At 64.3% G+C, this 18,748-nt stretch carries 15 protein-coding genes and 1 tRNA gene; 3 read left to right on the top strand and 13 right to left on the bottom strand.

The annotated features are described in order from the left end of the window. Positions 1–3: 3 nt before the first annotated feature. The 4 genes from exbB to XI04_RS07190 form a co-directional block, all read right to left on the bottom strand. A complete protein-coding gene (gene exbB, locus XI04_RS07205; RefSeq protein WP_271608210.1) occupies positions 4–987 on the bottom strand; it encodes a tonB-system energizer ExbB in 984 nt (327 codons plus the stop codon). Then, positions 984–1,673 carry a Fe2+-dependent dioxygenase gene (locus XI04_RS07200; RefSeq protein ID WP_271608211.1) on the bottom strand — a complete coding sequence of 230 codons (690 nt, stop codon included), beginning with the start codon at positions 1,671–1,673 and terminating at the stop codon, positions 984–986. The genes exbB and XI04_RS07200 overlap by 4 nt, the downstream gene beginning before the upstream one ends. 2 nt (positions 1,674–1,675) lie before the next feature. Beyond that, positions 1,676–4,075, bottom strand: a complete 2,400-nt coding sequence (locus XI04_RS07195; protein ID WP_271608296.1) for a TonB-dependent receptor — start codon at positions 4,073–4,075, stop codon at positions 1,676–1,678. Between the two features lie 224 nt (positions 4,076–4,299). Next, positions 4,300–4,539: a hypothetical protein gene (locus XI04_RS07190; protein WP_271608212.1), complete on the bottom strand. Its 240-nt coding sequence runs from the start codon at positions 4,537–4,539 to the stop codon at positions 4,300–4,302. Between the two features lie 377 nt (positions 4,540–4,916). On the opposite strand from XI04_RS07190, the gene XI04_RS07185 reads away from it, so the two are divergent. From XI04_RS07185 to XI04_RS07175, 3 genes are all read left to right on the top strand, one after another. After that, positions 4,917–6,089 (top strand): efflux RND transporter periplasmic adaptor subunit, encoded by a 1,173-nt coding sequence (locus tag XI04_RS07185; protein ID WP_028145175.1) that lies wholly within the window; start codon positions 4,917–4,919, stop codon positions 6,087–6,089. Beyond that, on the top strand, positions 6,086–9,232 hold the full coding sequence (locus XI04_RS07180; RefSeq protein WP_028145176.1) for a multidrug efflux RND transporter permease subunit: 3,147 nt from the start codon (positions 6,086–6,088) through the stop codon (positions 9,230–9,232). Before XI04_RS07185 ends, XI04_RS07180 begins: the two co-directional genes overlap by 4 nt. A 66-nt stretch (positions 9,233–9,298) precedes the next feature. Then, on the top strand, positions 9,299–9,862 hold the full coding sequence (locus XI04_RS07175) for an invasion associated locus B family protein (protein WP_028145177.1): 564 nt from the start codon (positions 9,299–9,301) through the stop codon (positions 9,860–9,862). A 196-nt stretch (positions 9,863–10,058) separates the two neighbouring features. Here XI04_RS07175 and XI04_RS07170 read toward each other — a convergent pair whose 3' ends face one another. The 9 genes from XI04_RS07170 to XI04_RS07130 all read right to left on the bottom strand — a co-directional run bounded on the left by XI04_RS07170 (position 10,059) and on the right by XI04_RS07130 (position 18,695). Then, positions 10,059–10,421: a DUF1428 domain-containing protein gene (locus tag XI04_RS07170; RefSeq protein ID WP_271608213.1), complete on the bottom strand. Its 363-nt coding sequence runs from the start codon at positions 10,419–10,421 to the stop codon at positions 10,059–10,061. Positions 10,422–10,589: 168 nt separating this feature from the next. After that, positions 10,590–10,663: transfer RNA gene (locus tag XI04_RS07165), tRNA-Gln, on the bottom strand. A gap of 176 nt (positions 10,664–10,839) precedes the next feature. Then, positions 10,840–11,883: an acyltransferase family protein gene (locus XI04_RS07160; RefSeq protein ID WP_271608237.1), complete on the bottom strand. Its 1,044-nt coding sequence runs from the start codon at positions 11,881–11,883 to the stop codon at positions 10,840–10,842. Between the two features lie 108 nt (positions 11,884–11,991). Next, a complete protein-coding gene (locus XI04_RS07155; RefSeq protein ID WP_271608238.1) occupies positions 11,992–12,963 on the bottom strand; it encodes a Bug family tripartite tricarboxylate transporter substrate binding protein in 972 nt (323 codons plus the stop codon). Between the two features lie 60 nt (positions 12,964–13,023). After that, on the bottom strand, positions 13,024–14,154 hold the full coding sequence (locus XI04_RS07150) for an iron-containing alcohol dehydrogenase (protein WP_271608239.1): 1,131 nt from the start codon (positions 14,152–14,154) through the stop codon (positions 13,024–13,026). 13 nt (positions 14,155–14,167) lie between these two features. Then, complete coding sequence (gene pdxA, locus XI04_RS07145) at positions 14,168–15,205, bottom strand: 4-hydroxythreonine-4-phosphate dehydrogenase PdxA (RefSeq protein WP_038946376.1); 1,038 nt, start codon at positions 15,203–15,205, stop codon at positions 14,168–14,170. Then, positions 15,202–16,308, bottom strand: coding sequence for a four-carbon acid sugar kinase family protein (locus tag XI04_RS07140; RefSeq protein ID WP_095425954.1), 1,107 nt, complete (start codon positions 16,306–16,308; stop codon positions 15,202–15,204). The genes pdxA and XI04_RS07140 overlap by 4 nt, the downstream gene beginning before the upstream one ends. A gap of 2 nt (positions 16,309–16,310) precedes the next feature. Then, on the bottom strand, positions 16,311–17,750 hold the full coding sequence (locus tag XI04_RS07135; RefSeq protein ID WP_271608240.1) for an FAD-binding oxidoreductase: 1,440 nt from the start codon (positions 17,748–17,750) through the stop codon (positions 16,311–16,313). Positions 17,751–17,774: 24 nt separating this feature from the next. Continuing rightward, a complete protein-coding gene (locus XI04_RS07130; protein ID WP_271593414.1) occupies positions 17,775–18,695 on the bottom strand; it encodes a dihydrodipicolinate synthase family protein in 921 nt (306 codons plus the stop codon). Positions 18,696–18,748: the final 53 nt, after the last annotated feature.

Here is an 18,748-nt window from a genome sequence, read left to right as displayed (position 1 = left end):
GGCTCACTCCGCTGCGCGCGAATGCACGCTGCCGTGGCTGCGGTCGAGATCGCGCGAGAGCAGCCGCCCCGCGGCACCCGAGGCGCGGCTGACGAGCTCGAGATAGCCCTTCGTCACGCGTGAGAAGTGGTTGTAGATGATGACCGCCGGGATCGCGGCGACGAGGCCGATCGCAGTGGCGAGCAGCGCCTCGGCGATGCCGGGCGCGACGACCGCGAGGTTCGTGGTCTGCGACTTCGAGATGCCGATGAAGCTGTTCATGATGCCCCAGACCGTGCCAAACAGGCCGACGAAGGGCGAGGTCGAGCCGATGGTCGCGAGCACGCCCATGCCGATGCGGATCCGCCGCGCCTCGGCGCGCACGATCTCGGAAAAGCTGGAGGCTGCGCGCTCCTTGATGCCGGCGTCGCTGGACAGGCCGGCCGACATCCGCGCCTCGCGCAGCGCCGCCGCCAGGAACGACGGCAGGATGCCCTCCTTGGCTCCGAGCGCCATCTGCGCTTCGGCGAGGGAGCGCGTCTCCGCAACCTTCTTCAGCGCCGAACGAAGCTTGGAGGATGCGACCGACAGCTCGATCGACTTGGCGATGAAGACGGTCCAGGTCATCAGCGATGCGAAGGCGAGCCCGATCATCACCGCCTTCACGATGACGTCCGCCGACATGAACATCACCCAGGGTGACAATTCCTTCATCGCCGGCGCGATGCCAGCCGCCGCATCGGACTTGGCATCAGGCTTGGCGGTGGTCGAAACGGCGGCCGCGGAGGGCACCGTCGGAGCAACCGGGGTGGCTGCCGTCGAAGCCGAAGGCGCCGGGACCGCAGGCGTGGTGGCCGCGGGCGCCGCCGGAGCGACCGGGACCGGCTGAGCCGTCGACTGCGCCGGTGCCGAGGGGGGTTGTGTCTGGGCCGAAACGGGGGATGCGAGCCAGGCGGCCGCAAGCATCAAGGCTGCGGCAAGGCTTGCTCTAGAGGTCATGGTCTTCATACTTCGGCCCAGTAGCGAATGAGGTTGTGATAGATACCCGTCAATTTGACCGTTTCGGGATCGTCACGCCCGAGCCGGTCCACCAGCGCCTGAATCGCGGTATCGAGGTCGAAGATCATGCTCCGGGCTTGATCGTCCCGTATCATGCTCTGCAGCCAGAAGAAAGACGCAACCCGTGTTCCCCTGGTCACCGGCGTGACGAGGTGGAGGCTGGTCGAGGGATAGAGCACGCAGTCGCCGGCTGGCAACTTGACTTCGTGCGAGCCGTAACTGTCCTCGATCACAAGTTCGCCACCGTCGTACTCTTCCGGCTCGGCGAGAAACAGCGTCACCGACAGGTCCGTGCGGATGCGAAGGCCAGTCAGACGGTCGCCGCGGATCGCATTGTCGACATGCAGGCCGAAATGGTGGCCGCTATCCGCCGCATAGCGGTTGAACAGCGGCGGGAAGATCTGGAGCGGAATTGCCGCCGCGATGAAGCGCGGGTTCGACGTCAGCGCCGAGATGATGCGGTTGCCGAGTTTTCGCGCGACTTCGCTGTCCGGTGGCAATTGCTCGTTGCGCTTGACCATGGCCGACTGCGCGCCGGCGGTGGACCGGCCGTCCTCCCATGCGCTGGCGTCCATGATGCGGCGGAAATCCGCCACATCATCCTTGCTGAGAACGCCAGGCAGGCACGTCAACATGATCAGAACTTCGCCGTCGTCACGAGGTAGAACGCCCGGCCCGGCGCGACTGCGACGAACGGCACGGCGCTACGATAGAACGAGTCGTAATACAGCTTGTTGGTCAGGTTCTGGGCGTAGAACTTCATCGTCCAGTTCTTGTCGATCTTCTTCTCGACGAACGCATCGAAGCGCCAATAGCTCGGCAGCTCGTTGGTGTTGGCCGCGAACGTGCCGCCATAGACCTTCGAGCGATACACCGCCTGTCCGCCAAGCTCCCAGCCGTCGTCGAACTTGTATTTGGTCAGCATGCTGAACGACTGGTGGGCGATATTGGCAAGCTGCAGGCCGATGTTCGAGGCAACGCCGCTCTGCGTGACCTTGGACTGCATCAACACCAGGCCGCCGAAGATGCTCCAGCGATCCGTGATCTTACCCTCGGCTTCGATGTCGATGCCTTGGATCCTGTAGGCGGCGCCCGAGGTAAGCAGGCCGTTGACGGTTTCGCGCGCGTTGTCCTTGGTGGTCTGGAACAGCGCGCCGGTCACCAGCAGATGGCGATCGGCAAGCTCCCATTTGGTACCGACCTCGATCGCCTTGTTGCGCTCGGGTCCGAGCAGGATGGTCGAGTTGGCGGGAACGCCGCCGTAGTCGGTGCCGGTCGCGTCAAGCTCCGAGCCGAACGGATTGGCCGAGGTCGCGTAGGCTGCGTAGACGCTGCCGATCGACATCGGCTTGTAGACCGCGCCAACGTTGTAATTGACGAGATCGTTGTTCTGCTTGAGGTAGGCCGAGTTCGTCGACGCGCTCTGGCTGTAGCCGTCGTAGCGGATACCGCCGTTGACGATGATCGTGTCCTGCCAGTTCGCGGTGTCCATGACGTACACGCTGCTGGTGTTGACGCCATAGCGCGTCGGATTTCCGACGAGCCCCGGAATGCCGAAGGGAATGTTGGTGTATTGCGGGGAGTAGAGATTGACCCCCGTGACCGCACCGGTGCTCGTGAAGGGGCTTCCCGCCAGTTCCGAGGCGAGGCCGGCGTAGCGGTCGATCGAGATGTTCTCGTTCGAATATTCGACGCCGAACACCGCGGTGTGCTTGACCCCGCCGGTGTCGAGCTTGAACGTCGCCTCGTTCTGATTGGTCCACACGTCCACGTTCTGATAGCGGCTCTGCGCGCTCGCCGTCGTGGTCCAGAGCATCGGATTGGGGCTGGTCGTAATCGGGTTCTGCGGCAGCGTGCCGATATAGTTGAGCACCGAATGCTCGCCGCGCACCTTGCTGGTCAGCGTGATGGCCTCGTTGACCTTGTACTCGATCGTGCCGGTGCCGAAATCCTGCCGCGCCGTCTGGAAGTCGCGATTGAGGAAGCCGTACCAGTTGCCGCGCGGAATGCCGGCCGAGGTCACCGGCACATTGCCCTGCCTGTAATAGGGCACGCCGAAATCCGGCAGACCGCTGAGGTCGGTGTGGACGTAGTTCGTGGTGATCTTGATGTCGTTCGTCGGGGTGTACTTGGTCGAGATGAAGGAGCCCCAGCGATTGTCGGTCACATAATTGCGGCCGGCGACGTTGGCGTCCTGGAACAGGCCGCCCGTGCGTACCGAGAAGGTGGGATCGATGACCTGGTTGACGTCGAGCGTGACGCGCTTTGTGTAGTCGGTCCCGAACTCGGTATCCATGCGCTGGAAATTGCGATCGCCCGCCTGCTTGGTGACGATGTTGATGGCGCCGCCGGCGGTGCCGCGGCCGGCATAGGAGGATGCGGGACCGCGCAGAATCTCGATCTGCTCGGTGAAGAAGTTCTCGCGGATGGACACGGCGGGATCGCGGATGCCGTCGATGAACACGTCGTTGCGCGCATCGAAGCCGCGGATGAAGAAACGGTCGCCGAACGCGTTGCCGCCCTCGCCCGAGCCCAGCGTCACGCCCGCGGTCGAGCGCCCGATCTCCTTCAGCGTCGTCGCGTTCTTGTCCTCGAGCACTTCCTTGCTGAGCACCGTGATCGACTTGGGCGTGTTCAGCATCTTCTCGGGAAACTTGCCGCTGGCCTGGACGTGGTCGACCTTGTAGGGCGCGGCCGGATCCGCATAGGGATTGCCGTCGGGAGCGCCTGACGGCGTGGTCGGCGCCGTCTGCTGTGCCGCCTGCTCGCGCTGCGCGGCCCGACGAATCGCGTTGCGGGCGCGGACCTGCTCCGGCGAGGGCTTCGATGCGGTTGGACGCGGACGTTCGACGGGAGCATCGACCGTCACCGGCGGCAGGTTCGACTGCTGCGCCTGCGCGCCGCTCGACACCGACGCCACCGCGATCAAACTCGCAACTGCCGACGCCTTCTTGCCGGAAACGCTCGCGAACTTTTCATCCACCGGATCGAATGCTGCGACCGAACGCAACGATTTCGGTGCGACCACCTGCCCCATTACCAAACGCCCCATCTTCCTGTTCGCTCATTCACTTCGACGAACGATGCGTGTTGGTATCGGCCGCAAAATAGCGGGTCAATGCGAGCGGCTCGCAAGAACCCTTGAATCAATCCAGATCAAAACGATTCTAAACTAGAGTTTGAAATCGTTCTAAACTGAGATTGGACTCGTTCTAAGAAACAGCGCCGCATGCTGTGCAATCGGCGGTTTCGCTCACAGCATCAATCGCGGCTCGGTGGCTTCATCAGCGAAAACAATTCGTCGACGGTTTTCAGCGCGACGGCGCGCACGCGATCGGTGCTCTCCATGCCGACGATGTTGACTCCGTTCACGACGGCTTTGATCTCGTCCCGGAAGTCGGTGAGGAAGCGCAAGGGATCGCGCTGCTCATTGGCGACACGCGCGATCAATCCCGTGATCAGAATCTGACACGCGATCAGCTTGCCGTTCAGCTCGTCCATCCTGCGCTCCCTTTGTGGCGGCGCCGATATGGACGATGCCGAAATTCCTGACAACCAAAACGGCTTCCGCCCGACTTAGAACCATTCTTGTTACCGATACCGACTGGCGGCTCGGCCCGCACCATTCGGCCCGAGCACACCGTCTGGGAGTGCTGCTTGAGGTTTGCCCGCCGATCGCGTCTGCCGGGAAAATGCAGCACTGCACGCCGCCGTGCCAGACCACTGCCCAGACGGTGCAAAGCTTTCCAATTGTTTAGGATTCTCAACTGATAGTGCTGTTTACACTGGAACTTGGCGTGTATTATACAAACGCTTATGGAACCCTACGATTGCCCCATAATTCGTAGCTGAGGGCACAAGAGCCGACACGAGACGATATGAAAAAGTCCCGGCCGATCCTCTGGATTCTGATCATCGCGGCCGTGGCCTCCGCGGGTTACTATGGTTGGCAGAAATTCGGCGCCTCCCAGGCTGGAAAAACCCAGACCGCCCAGAAGGGTCCGCCCCGCCCGCCCGCCGTCCCCGTCAGCGTTGCCCCGGTTCAGAAGGTCGATTTCCCGGTCTATCTGACCGGTCTCGGCACGGTTCAGGGGTTCAACACCGTGCAAGTCCGCACCCGCGTGGATGGCCAGATCGACAAGCTCGCCTTCCGCGAAGGCCAGATCGTCCAGCAGGGCGAGCTTCTGGTCTCGATCGATCCCCGTCCCTATCAAGCCACGCTCGACCAGGCCAAGGCCAAGAAGGCGCAGGACGAGGCTAGTCTGGCCAACGCCAATCTCGAGCTTCAGCGCGCCATGAAGCTCGGCGAATTCGCCACCGCCCAGCGGGTCGACACCCAGCGCTCGACCGTCGCCCAGCTCACCGCCCAGATCGCCGCCGACGAAGCCGCGATCGCCAACGCCCAGACCCAGCTCGACTACACCCAGGTCAAGGCGCCGATCACCGGCGTCGCCGGCCTGCGCCAAGTCGACATCGGCAACATCGTCAACGCCTCGACGCAGACGGGCATCGTCACGATCTCGCAGGTCGAGCCGATCTCCGTGATCTTCACCGCGCCGGAAGACCAGCTGCCCTATATCACCGAAGGCCAGAAGAGCGGCGCGCTCAAGGTGATCGCCTTCACCACCGACGGCAAGAAGACGCTGGCCGAGGGCAAGCTTGCGGTCATCAACAACCAGGTCGACACCAGCAGCGGAACGATCCGGCTCAAGGCGGTGTTCGACAACAAGGACCACACGCTGTGGCCGGGCCAGTCGGTCTCGACGCGGCTTCTGGTGCGGACGCTGAAGGATGCGACCGTGGTTCCGGATGACGCGGTCCAGCATTCGACCAACGGCCTCTACGCCTATACCGTCAATCAGGACAACAAGGCCGAGGTGCACAAGGTCAAGGTCAGCTACGCCATCGACGGACATTCGGTCATCGAAGAAGGGCTGAGCGCCGGTCAGCAGGTGATCACCGGCGGCCAGTTCAAGGTGCAGCCCGGAAGCCTCGTCTCGACGACGGTGGCGAGTTCGAACCCGGCCCAGAACAAGGTACGACAGGAATGACCGAGGGCGGGATTTCGGCACCTTTCATCCGTTATCCCATCGGCACCTCGCTGCTGATGGCCGGCATCCTCTTCGTCGGTCTCGTCGCCTATCCCCTGCTCCCGGTCGCACCGCTGCCGCAGGTCGACTTCCCGACCATCCAGATCACCGCCAATTTGCCGGGCGGTAGCCCCGAGACGATGGCTTCGTCGGTGGCGCAACCGCTGGAGCGCCAGTTCGCCCAGATTCCCGGCATCGCCCAGATGACCTCGACGAGCTATCTCGGCACGGCGTCGATCACCATCCAGTTCGATCTCAACCGCAGCATCGACGGCGCCGCCAATGACGTGCAGGGCGCCATCAACGCCGCCAGCGGCCAGCTGCCGAAGAACCTGCCGTCGCCGCCGACGTACCGCAAGGTCAACCCGGCGGATGCGCCGATCCTGCTGCTGTCTGCGACATCGGAGACGTTGCCTCTGACCAGCGTCAGCGACGCGGTCGACGCCCAGCTCGCCCAGCAGATCAGCCAGCTCTCCGGCGTCGCCCAGGTCTTCATCGGCGGCCAGCAGAAACCCTCGATCCGCGTCCAGGTCGATCCGGCGAAGCTGGTCGCCAAGGGCCTGTCGATGGAGGACGTACGCAGCCAGATCGCGATCACCACGGTCGATAGCCCGAAGGGCAATATCGACGGCGAGAAGCGCGCCTACACGATCTACGCCAACGACCAGCTCACGCACGCGAAGGACTGGAACGACGTCATCATCGCCTATCGCAACGGCGCTCCATTGCGAATCCGCGACATCGGCCAGGCGGTCAGCGCCGCTGAAGACGCCAAGCAGGCGGCCTGGGCCAACGGCAAGCGTGGCGTGTTCCTGGTGATATTCAAGCAGCCGGGCGCCAACGTCATCGAGACCGTCGATCGGATCAAGGCCACCCTGCCTCGCCTCGTGGCCGCGATCCCACCCGCCATCAAGATCGAGCTCATCAGCGACCGCACAACGACCATCCGCGCCGCCGTCGAGGACGTCCAGTTCACGCTGCTGCTGACCATCGCCCTCGTGGTCATGGTCATCTTCATCTTCCTGCGCAGCTTCTGGGCCACCGTCATTCCGGCCATCACGGTTCCGCTGGCGCTGCTCGGCGCCTGCGCGCTGATGTGGGTCGTCGGCTATTCCCTCGACAATCTATCGCTGATGGCACTCACCATCGCGGTCGGATTCGTCGTCGACGATGCCATCGTGATGCTCGAGAACATCACGCGCTACATCGAGGAAGGCGAATCGCCGATGGCGGCGGCCTTCCGCGGCTCGAAGGAAATCGGTTTCACCATCGTGTCGATCAGCATCTCGCTGGTCGCAGTGCTGATTCCGCTGCTCTTGATGGGCGGCATCATCGGGCGCCTGTTCCGCGAATTCGCCGTCGTGCTGGCGATGACCATCTTCGTCTCGATGTTCGTGTCGCTGACCCTGACGCCGATGATGGCCTCGCGCTTCCTGCGCGCCCATGGCGAGGTGCGCCACGGCCGGTTCTATCAATGGAGCGAGCGCGCCTTCGACGCGATGCTGCGCGGCTACGAATACGTTCTCGACCATGCCCTCGCCTGGCGGCGCACCACGCTGGCGATCTTCTTCGCCACGCTCGGCCTGTCGATCTATTTGTTCGTCCTGATCCCGAAGGGTTTCTTCCCGCAGCAGGATGTCGGCCTGATCACGGCGACTTCGGAAGCCTCGCAGGACATTTCGTTCAAGGAGATGACCCGGCGTCAGGAACAGCTCGGCAAGATCATCCTCGCCGATCCCGATGTTGCCAGCGTCGCCATGTCGATCGGCGGCAGCGGCCGCGCCGGCAACAACGGCAACATATTCATCACGCTGAAGGCTCGCGACAAGCGCGATGCCTCGGCTCAGCAGATCATCGCGCGACTGCGTCCCCAGTTCGACAAGGTCGAGGGCGCCCGCGTCTACATGCAGGCAGCCCAGGACGTGCGCCTCGGCGGACGGCCGACGCGTACGCAGTTCGAATTCACGCTGCAGGACGCCAATCTGGACGAGCTCAACGAATGGGCGCCCAAAATCCTCGCCAAGATGCAGACGCTGCCGGAGCTGCGCGACGTCGCGACCGACCAGCAGACCCAGGGCACCACGGTCCAGCTCAAGATCAACCGCGACACCGCCGCGCGCTACGGCATCCAGCCGCAGCTGATCGACGACACGCTGTATGACGCCTTCGGACAACGGCAGATCACGCAGTATTTCACCCAGCTCAACACCTACAAGGTGATCCTGGAGATCCTGCCGGAGATGCAGGGCAATCTCGACAGCCTGAACAAGCTCTATCTGAAGTCGCCGCTGACGGGCGACCAGGTGCCGCTATCGACGTTCGCGACCTGGACCACCGATCCGGTCCGCCCGCTCTCGATCAGCCACCAGGGCCAGTTCCCGGCGATCACCATCAGCTTCAATCTCGGCCAGGGCGTCGCGCTCGGTCAGGCGACGGAAGCCGTGCAGAAGGCGATGGCAGATCTCGGCGCGCCGCCGACGCTGAACTCGAGCTTCCAGGGCACCGCGCAGGCGTTCCAGCAATCGCTCGGCACCGTGCCGCTGCTGATCCTTGCCGCGCTCGTCGTGGTCTACCTGATCCTCGGCATCCTCTACGAGAGCTACATCCATCCGATCACGATTCTGTCGACCCTGCCCTCGGCAGGCGTCGGCGCGCTTCTGATCCTGATGGCGGCCGGATTCGACTTCAGCCTCATTGCCTTGATCGGAATCATTCTCCTGATCGGCATCGTGAAGAAGAACGGCATCATGATGGTCGACTTCGCCATCGCCGCCGAACGCGACGAGCACAAGACGCCGGCGGAATCGATCCGCCAGGCCGCCCTGCTCCGCTTCCGCCCGATCATGATGACGACGATGGCCGCGCTGCTCGGCGGCGTGCCGCTGATGCTCGGCCACGGCACCGGCGCCGAGATCCGCCAGCCGCTCGGCTACGCCATGGTCGGCGGCCTGATCGTCAGCCAGGCGCTGACGCTGTTCACCACGCCGGTGGTCTATCTCTATCTCGACGAGCTCAACAACTGGTTCTCGGGCTGGGGCCGTTCGGGTGACGGCGAAGGCGGCGAGACGGTCGAGCACGGCACCGTTAAGGAAGCCGCCGAGTAGCGGCTTGCACGGCGCTTCCGGCGACGCTACAGCGAGGCCCCCGGTTCACGCCAACGCGGTTTCGCCATGCTCATGCAATCCAGACTTGTCGCCCTCGCCGCAGCTGTCCTGTTGCCCTTGGGCGCCGCGTATGCCCAACAGGCCAAGAAGAACGCCCCCGCTCCGGCGGCACAGCCCGCGCCGGCTCCGACGCAGCCACAGGCTGACGGCGCGCCGGCACAACAGCCCGGCTGGATCGTGCGTTGCACCAGCGTCAGCCGCGACGCGCCGCTCGAATGCGCGATGGAGCAGAACGCGGTGCTGACCAAGACCGGCCAGACCATCGTTTTGATCAACATCCGCATCGCGCCCGACACCCGCACGCCGGTGGCGCTGCTGCAATTGCCGCTCGGCCTCAACCTTCCCATCGGCGCCAAGCTCCAGGTCGACGAGGGCAAGACGGTCGATTTGCAGATCCAGACCTGCGAGAACCGCGGCTGCTACGCCTCGGCGCCGATCGCGCCGGACCTGCTTGCCGCCTTGCGGTCGGGCAAGCAGCTCAAGGTCTCCTTCCAGAACATGGCCAAGGAGACGATCGCGATCCCGATGCCGCTGGGCGATTTCGCGGCCGCCTACGACAAGATCAAGTAACGCAAGTCCCCGTTACTGCCGCGCCATCTGCGCGTCGCCGTCGAGCCGCTGGTCATTGTGCATGGTGACGGTGACGTGCAGCAGCCGTGTCGATCAGCAGCGTGTATTCGGTGATGGAGGCGCGGCTCGCCGGCTGCCCGCTGTTGCAGGCCGAAGTCGACCGCGCACCTCCGAGATAGGCTTTCTCCCCCGCCTCTCAGCTGACGACGTCGCTCGCCCTGAGCAATGTCGTGAAGCCGCCATAGATCATGCGCTTGCCGTCGAACGGCATGCCCTCCATCTTCAGCCGCGGGTCCTCCATCACCTTCTTGTTGACGGCATCGCGGGTCTCCCGGTCGCGATAGACGATCCAGGCGAACACCACGGCCTCATCCTCCTTCGCCATCACCGCGCGCGGAAACGAGGTGAGTTCGCCATAGGGGACATCGTCAGCGACGCATTCGACATAATCGAGCGCGCCGTGCTCCATCCAGAGCGCGCAGGCGGTCGTCGACAGCGTCTTGTAGGCCTCGATCTTGTCCTTCGGCACAGCCAGAACGAAACCATCGACATAGGGCATCAGGGATCTCCTTGAGTTGTGTGACCCAAGGACGATGCAGAGAACGGCGATCCGACCGGGGAAATGCGATTTCAGATGAGGCAAACGGTCGCGACCGGCGGCGCGGCCCGTGGACGGTCACCGTCACCGAGGGGCCTCGAGATCTTGACCTTTGGGCGTGCCTGGAACTGGCTGGGGAACCTGGATTCGAACCAAGACAAACAGAGTCAGAGTCTGTTGTGCTACCGTTACACCATTCCCCACCGAAGCGATTGAAATCACTAAGCTTTCTTCGGAAGTTCTGCGAGCGCGGCTGACAGTTTCGCAAATCAGCGGCTCGCAGGCCGCTCATATAGCCGCGCTGACCTTCGCGGTCCAGCCCCTCTGTGAACATCGTCGGCTTGTTCTCGCTGCGTTCGCACCGACAAGACCGACCGTCTCAACTCTTCCCGAAGGAATCCTGCGGCCCTCTGCGGTTGTAGAACAGCGACCGGCGCGCCCGATCGATCCATCGCTGCAGCGTGAACTCGAAGGCGAGCGCAACGACCGTGGATGCGAGCAGGATGCCCAGGGTTTGAAACAGAATTCGCCAATGGCTCACAATGTGCGGATTGGTCAGCGTGATCGGATCAAAGAACTGCAGATTGATCGCGATCTGGATGAAGAGAAAATGCGAGAGATAGACGCCATAGGAGGCGTCGCCCAACGCGGTCGACAGCGATCCGTTGATTCTTGAGAAAAGCGTCGGAATCACGATGCAGGTTGCGATAACCAGCGGTACGCCCTGAACGATGCCCCCGTGATAGTCGACGTCGGCATAGACGTCGCCGAGGAGATAGAGGCAGTACAGGGCCGCGAGCCAGTAGCCCGCACGCGTCGACCATGTCAGGCGATCTCGCAACGAGAAGAGCACAACGCCGGTGCCGAAATAGCCGATCTGGCTGTAAAACGGGAAGTAAGCCCATTTCCATTCGTAGACGTGCAGAATGGTCATCTTGATCGCGAAGGCAGCGACCACCAACCCGGCGAGCCATTTTCTATTCAGGAGAAGCAAGGCAGGCAGCAGCGCGTAGAAGACGATCTCCGCACTGATCGACCAGGCCTGCGGAACCAGGAGATACGTGGTGCTGTGCATGGCCGAATAGAGATCGAGACCCAGCAGCGACAGGTTGATCACATAGGGCCGCTCATCCGTTCTGAGGGAATTGAAGATGCCGCTCTCGTTCGCCGGATTCCACAGATGTAGCGCGAACGTAGCTGCAAGGACAGCGAGGTAGAACGGATAAAGCCTCGCGAAGCGGCTGGCGAAGAATGCAGCAGGCCGTCCGGGATAGTGCCGCTCATAGGCGGCGGCCATGTAAAAGCCGCTGATGATGTAGAAGACTTCTACAGCGGCCAAACCTCCGATCGTCTGGTGAATGACGCCAAATTGGCAATGAAATCCAACGACGATCGCCGCCAGCAGAAAACGAACAGTCCCCATCAGCCCCGCACCCGTTGGCTGAGGCGAACTTAGACCGGCGACCGGCGTTGAACAAGCGGCCGCCGTTCTCGGGCATGCGGCGGCCGGCTTCTCTCATCGCGTACCGCCCTACTCCAGCTTGATGTTGGCGGCCTCGATCACCTTCTTCCAGCGCGCCGTCTCAGCGTTGATGTAGGCCGCGAACGGTTCGGAATCCACGGCGACAGCGGTGGCACCGAGCTCGGCCATCTTCTGCACAGTCTCCGGTTGCTGCATGAAGGCGCGGATCTCGGCCGAGAGCTTTTCGACGATCGGCTTGGGCGTGCCCGCGGGCACAATGAAACCGTGCCAGGCCACCGCCTCGAAGCGGGGCAGGAATTCGGCAACGGCCGGAGCTTCGGGATCGAAGGCGGCGCGCTTCGGCGTTGCCGTCGCGAGCAGCGCGAGTTGGCCGGTCTTCACCTGCGGCAGCAGCAGCGGAACGTTGTCGAAGGCGAGATCGATCTGGCCGCTGAGCAGGTCCGTCAGCATCTGGCTGGAGCCCTTGTAGGGCACGTGCACCATCTTGGTGCCGGTCATCTGCTGGAACAGCTCGCTGGCAAGATGCTGCGAGGTGCCGACACCGGCCGAGCCGAACGAGACCTTGTCCGGATTCGCCTTCAGATAGGCAATCAGCTCCGGCACGGTACGCGCCTTGATCTTGTTGGGATTGACGACGAGAACGTTGGGCACGACGCTGATCTGGGCGACCGGCACCAGGTCCTTGTCCGGCTGGTAGCTGAGCTTCGGCCCGTAGAGCGACGGGTTGATCGCAAGCGCGGACGTGCTCGCAAGGCCGAGCGTGATGCCATCCGGCGCCGATTTCGCCACCCGCGTCACGCCGAGGATCGAGCCGGCACCGCCGACATTCTCGACCACGAAGGGCTTGCCGAACTTCGCCTGCAAATGGTTGGAGACCATCCGCGCGAAGATATCCGCGGTGCCGCCGGCGGCGAAGGGAACGACCACCGTCACCTGCTTGGACGGATAGCCGTCCTGCGCCTTTGCGGGTGAGGCCGCCAGCACCAAGGCTGAGGCAAGGACAAGCCAGATCGATCTCATAGACGTTTCCTCTGTTTTTCGTGTTGTTGATTGGCTGCCGCGCGCGAGCGGCGAAGACTGTTAGAACGCGACCTCGTACATGTTCAGGATCTCATCCCGGCCGAGGTCGCGCGGATTGTTGTCGAGCAGGCGGCGAATGGCGTGCGCCTCGTCGGCCATCACGCCGAGATCGTCCCGGGGCACGCCGAGCGCGGACAGCCGCATCTCGATGCCGAGATTCTTGCAGAACCCGTAGGTGGCGTCGAATGCGAGCTTTGGATCGCCCTTCTCCGGCAGTCCGAGCGCCTGGAGCACCGCGATCGTCTTCGCTTCCACCGCCGGCATGTTGAAGGCCAGCGTATGCGGGAAGATCACCGCGCAGGCGAGGCCATGCGCCACGTGGTGACGGGTGCCGAGCGGATACGCCACGGCGTGGCCGGCGGTCGTGTTCACCGGTCCCAGGCAATAGCCACCATAGAGCGAGGCGAGCGCCAGGCCCGCACGAGCCTCGCGGTCGCCGCCATCGGCCACCGCGCGCTCGAGATAGCGGCCGACCAGCCGCGCGCCGTCGAGCGCGTAGAGGTCGATCGTCGGATGCGCCTTGCGGCTGGTATAGGCCTCGACGCAATGCGCCAGCGCGTCGACCCCGGTTGCCGCGGTGACCTCTTTCGGCACGGTCATCGTCAGATCCGGATCGACGATGGCGATATCGGCCAGCATGAAGCGGCTCTGCACCGCCTGCTTGTTCTGGCTGACGGGATCGGTCACGAGCGCGCGGGTGCCGGCCTCGCTGCCGGTGCCCGACGTCGTCGGAATCTGCATCAGCGCGACGCTGCGGCCGGCCACCTTCTCCGGCCCGACGATATCGGCAAAGGGCACGTCGCTCGTGCACATCACCGCGACCAGCTTGGCGAGATCCATCGCGCTGCCGCCGCCAAAGCCGACCACGAGATCAGGCTTGACGTCCTTCGCCATCGCCACCGCCTTCTCGAGATTGGGCAGGTCGGGCTCGGGCTTGACCTCACCGAACACCTTCACCGCACCCGGCAGCGCCAGCATGTCGACGCGGCGTGCGTTGAACGGATCGGAGATCACCAGCGGCCGCCTGGCACCGATCCGCTCGGCGAAGCGCGCTGCCGCGCCGATCGTGCCGTTGCCGAACTCGAGGATGGTGGGACGCTGGATTTCAATGGGCGTGAAGGCGTTGGTCATCGTGCGTTCGAACTCATGATTTGGATGCAGAAACGCCAGCGGCGAGCCGCTCGGCATAGTCGATGGCTTCGATCAGGCTGTGTTCGTTGGCGATGCCCTTGCCGGCGATGTCGAAGGCGGTGCCGTGGTCGACGGAGGTGCGGATGATCGGCAGGCCCAGCGTGATGTTGACGCCGGACAGTTCCTGCCAGCGGCCGGTCGCGGGATCGACCTGGAAGCCGAGCAGCTTGACCGGAATGTGCCCCTGGTCGTGATACATCGCGACCGCCGCATCGTACTGGCCGGCGCGCAGCTTGACGAAGATGGTATCGCCGGGCACGGGGCCGACGACGTCGAGACCGTCGGCGACGGCTTTTGCAATCGTCGGCGCGGACACGTCGATGTCCTGCCGGCCGAACAAGCCGCCCTCGCCGGCGTGTGGATTGAGCGCGGCAACCGCGATCTTCGGCTTGGCAATGCCGAGCCGCAGCAGGGCATCGTTGGTGAGGTCGATGACCATGCGCAGCCGCTCCGGCGTCAGACGCTTCGGCACGTCCTCGAGCGCCACATGGGTCGAGACATGGCTGACGCGCATGTTGCCATGGGCGAGCAGCATCACCGAGCCGCGCACGCCGGTGAGATGCGCCAGCATCTCGGTATGACCCGGGAAGTGATAGCCGGCCCTGTTGAGCGCTTCCTTGTTGAGCGGCGCCGTGACGATCGCCGCGGTCCGGCCCGCCTGCGTCAGCCGCACACCCTGCTCGATCGCCTTGTAGGCAAAGCGGCCGCCATCAGCGCTGAGCACGCCCGGCTTGATCGGATCGCCCTCGATGTCGGCCTGGAGGAAGCAGAGGTTTGGCCAGTCGCGATCCTCGGCGCGCACTTCGGGAATCGCAATGCCGGCACCAAGTGCGGCTTTCGCGCCATCGAGCGCCGCGCCGCTGCCGATGATCAGCATCCGCAGATCGCCTTTCGCGATCCGGTCCTTCAGCCCGACGCAGGCCTTGACGATGATCTCCGGCCCGATCCCGGCGGGATCGCCCATGGTGATGGCTAGATGACGAGAGGTCATGTCGGACTCCCCTTGCTTAGCAAATGATTATCCCGAAGCAGGTCGCGCCACAGCTCGCTGGGGCCGAATGCACCGGACTTCGAGATGACATCGACGCCGGCCCAGCGGCCGCCTTGCAAGATCGAGCGCGGCAACCCCGGCACGATACGTCCTGTCACCTCGAGCGCATGCGCGCCAAGGGCAACGCATGCGGCCTTCAGGGTTTCCCCACCGGCAACAACCAGCGTGCCCGGCGGTTCGAGTGCCGCGATCAGCCCCGTCATCTCGTGCGCGATCCGCCGCGCCGCCTCGGCCCGCATCAAGCCGTCGGCGAGGGCGAATTTCACCAGCGCCACGCCCTCGTCGGCCAGCTTGCGCCGAACGCCCGCGTTGCCCTCCCCCTCGGCCAGCGCGATGGTGGCGTGACCACATGCAGCCAGCTGGGATGCGGTGGCAGCCTGGTCGGAGCCAAACAGCCCCAGCACCGGCCGCTTCAGTTGCGAGGACGCAGCGGCGCCTTGACCGCGGGCAAGCGCACCGGCCAAGCCGCCGCTCCCACACCACAACACGGGCCCCGGCATGCGCCGCGCCATCTCGACGACGCGATCGAGGTCGAGGTCGCTCTCGGCATCGAACACCTGAACGCCGCCTTGCGCGAGCGTGTCGGGCGTCCCCTGGCGTGCCTCGATGCCGTCCTGCCGCAATTGATCCAGCAAATTGTCGCCGACCCTGTGCCAATCGCCATGCACGGTGCGGGCGAATTGCTGGCCACCGACGGTGCGGCGTCCCTGATAATCGAACGCCGGCGCGACCACGCAGGAGGTCCAATGGCCGCTGCGCAGACAGGCGCCAAGCTCAGCCGCCCACGCGCCCCGAAGGAGGCTATCGACCTTCTTGTAGGCGATCGTCCCGCCCTGAAGGTGGGGCGCCAGTCGCCCAACGATTTCTACGCTCTCGGTTTTCGAGCGCTCACGGGTGCCGCTATCGATCGCCAGGCTTCCGGACTCCAGCAGCGTAAACGGATCCGACCAGAGGACGTCGAACGGTCCGCACAGGCCGACGAACTCTGCCGCGGTGTCGAGCGCACCGGTGAGATCGTCGGCAAGCAGGCGGACGCTCGTCATGGTCATGCCGCTCCCGCACCAAAGATCTTGCCGGGATTCATCAGGCCCTTCGGATCGAGCAATCTCTTGATATCGCGCATCAGCTCGATGTCGAGGGGATCGGCGATACGGGCGAGCCGGCCGCGATTGGTGACGCCGATGCCGTGCTCGGCACTGATCGCACCGCCCTGCGCTGCGGTCTCGTCGTCGACGATCTCGTTGATTTCAGCCACCAGCGCAGCCGTCGCCGCCTGGTCCTGGCAACGCGCGCGGTCGATCAGGGCGATCACGTGGATGTTGCCGTCGCCGATATGGCCGTGCATCACGATCCGCGCGTGCGGTACCGCGGCGTTGATCCGGGCCTCGACATTGGTGACGAAAGCGGCCTGACGCTCCAGCGGAACGACACTGTCGTGCGAGACGACATAGCCGCTACGCTTGTTGCCTTCGGACACGCTGTGCCGGACAGCCCAGATCGCCTTCGCCTGCGCGAGGTTGACGGCCAGGATCACGTCCTCGGCAAGGCCGGCGTCCATCGCCTCCGCCAGCACCGTGGCGAGCGGCTCGTCGAGGTCGACGCCGGCGAGCGTGTCGGTCAGTTCGACGATCAGATACCACGGCGTCGTCAGCTCGAAGGGGATCGTGACATGTGGCACGGACTCTGCGATCGCCTCGATCTGCGCGCGCGACATGATCTCGAGGCTGCCGAGCCGGTCGCCGACCGCGCCGCGCAGGTGCTGCATGATCTCGAGCGCCTGCTCGACGCCCTGCAGTTTCAGCAGCGCCAGCGCCGAGCTGCGCGGCGGCGCGAACAGCTTCAACACCGCCGCGGTGATGATGCCGAGCGTGCCCTCTGCCCCGATGAACAGCTGCTTGAGCGCGTAGCCGGTATTGTCCTTGCGCAGTGCGCGCAGGCCGTTGAAGATGCGCCCGTCGGGCAGCACGACCTCCAGCCCGAGCACGAGATCGCGCGTCGGACCGTAACGCAGCACCGCCGTGCCGCCGGCATTCGTCGAGATGTTGCCGCCGATCTGGCAGGAGCCTTCGGCACCCAAGCTCAAGGGAAAATAGCGATCGACGTCGCGCGCCGCGTTCTGCACCTCAGCGAGGATGCAGCCGGCTTCCACTGTGATCGTGTTCGCGAGTGGGCTGACGTCGCGGACGGCGCGCATCCGGTCGAGCCGGATCACCACATTGCCGGCCCGATCGTCCGGCGTCGCCGCCCCGCACATGCCGGTGTTGCCTCCCTGCGGCACGATCGCGAGCTGCCTTGCCGCACAGAATTTGACGACGGCGGCGACCTCGGCGGTGGAGCCGGGCTTCACCACCGCGACCGCGCGGCCGTGATAACGCCCGCGCCAGTCTACGACGTAGGCTTCCTGGTCAGCTCCGGACGCAATGACGTGCTTGTCGCCGACGATCGCGGCAAGCCCGGAGAGCGCGTCCTGGAAGGAGTCTGACATCGGATCGCCTCGTCGTCGCGCCGCCTACAAAGCGACTGCGAATGCCGCAGCATTCGCGAGCAGCTCTTTCACCTGCTCCGGCGGCAAGCACTCCAGCGGCGGTCGCAGGCTCTGCCATCCCGCATGACCGGTGCGCTCTGCCACCAGTGTCTTCAGCGAGGCCATCTGCGGGAAGCGCGAGACCAGCTCGCGCGCTTTCACGATGCGCGCCTGCGCCGTCTTGAGCGCCGCGTCGTCGTCGCTATCGCGAAAATGCTTGTAGACATAAGCAAGGTCCCGCGCGACCAGATTGGAGGTCGCCGTGATGCAGCCGGCGCCGCCCTTGCGCAGCAGCGGCAGCAGCAGTGGATCGGCTCCGACCAGGACCGAAAAGCCGGGGAAGCGCTCGACCATCGCGGTCATGTTCGCGAAGTCGCCGGAGGAATCCTTGATACCCACGAACGTTGCCGGATAAGCCGTTCGCAGCCGCTCGATTAGCGCATGCGAGATCGGCTGCGCCGACATCTGCGGGATGTGATAGAGCACGACCTTGAGCCTGGCATCGCCAATGCGCTGCACGATTTCGCTATAGGACGCGTAAACGCCGTCGTCCGTGACACCCTTATAATAAAACGGCGGCAGCATCACGACGGTGTCGACGCCGACTGAAAGCGCGTGGCGCGTCAGGGCGATGGTCTCGCTGAACGCGGCAACGCCGGTGCCCGGCAAAAGTCGTTGCGGCGCGATGCCGGCGGCCACCACCGCCTCGAGCAGCGCCATGCGCTCGGCCGCGGAGAAGGAGTTCGCCTCGCCTGTCGTGCCGAGCAGCGCGATACCGTCGCAGCCCTCATCGAGGAGATAGCGGCAATGCGCGATGAAGCGCGCATGATCGGGGGCGAGCTGGGCGTCGAGCGGAGTCAGCGCGGCCGAGAACACGCCATGAGGGTGCAGTGATGGTGTCGACAAACTTCCTCCAATCGTCAAATCTGTTGTTCGGAATGCGAACATTTGTTATTGGC

Source organism: Bradyrhizobium sp. CCBAU 11430 (genome assembly GCF_028128855.1).
GTDB lineage: Bacteria > Pseudomonadota > Alphaproteobacteria > Rhizobiales > Xanthobacteraceae > Bradyrhizobium > Bradyrhizobium ottawaense.
The sequence above is the reverse complement of the archived record's forward strand: the minus strand, read 5'-3'. Positions and strand labels throughout refer to the sequence as shown.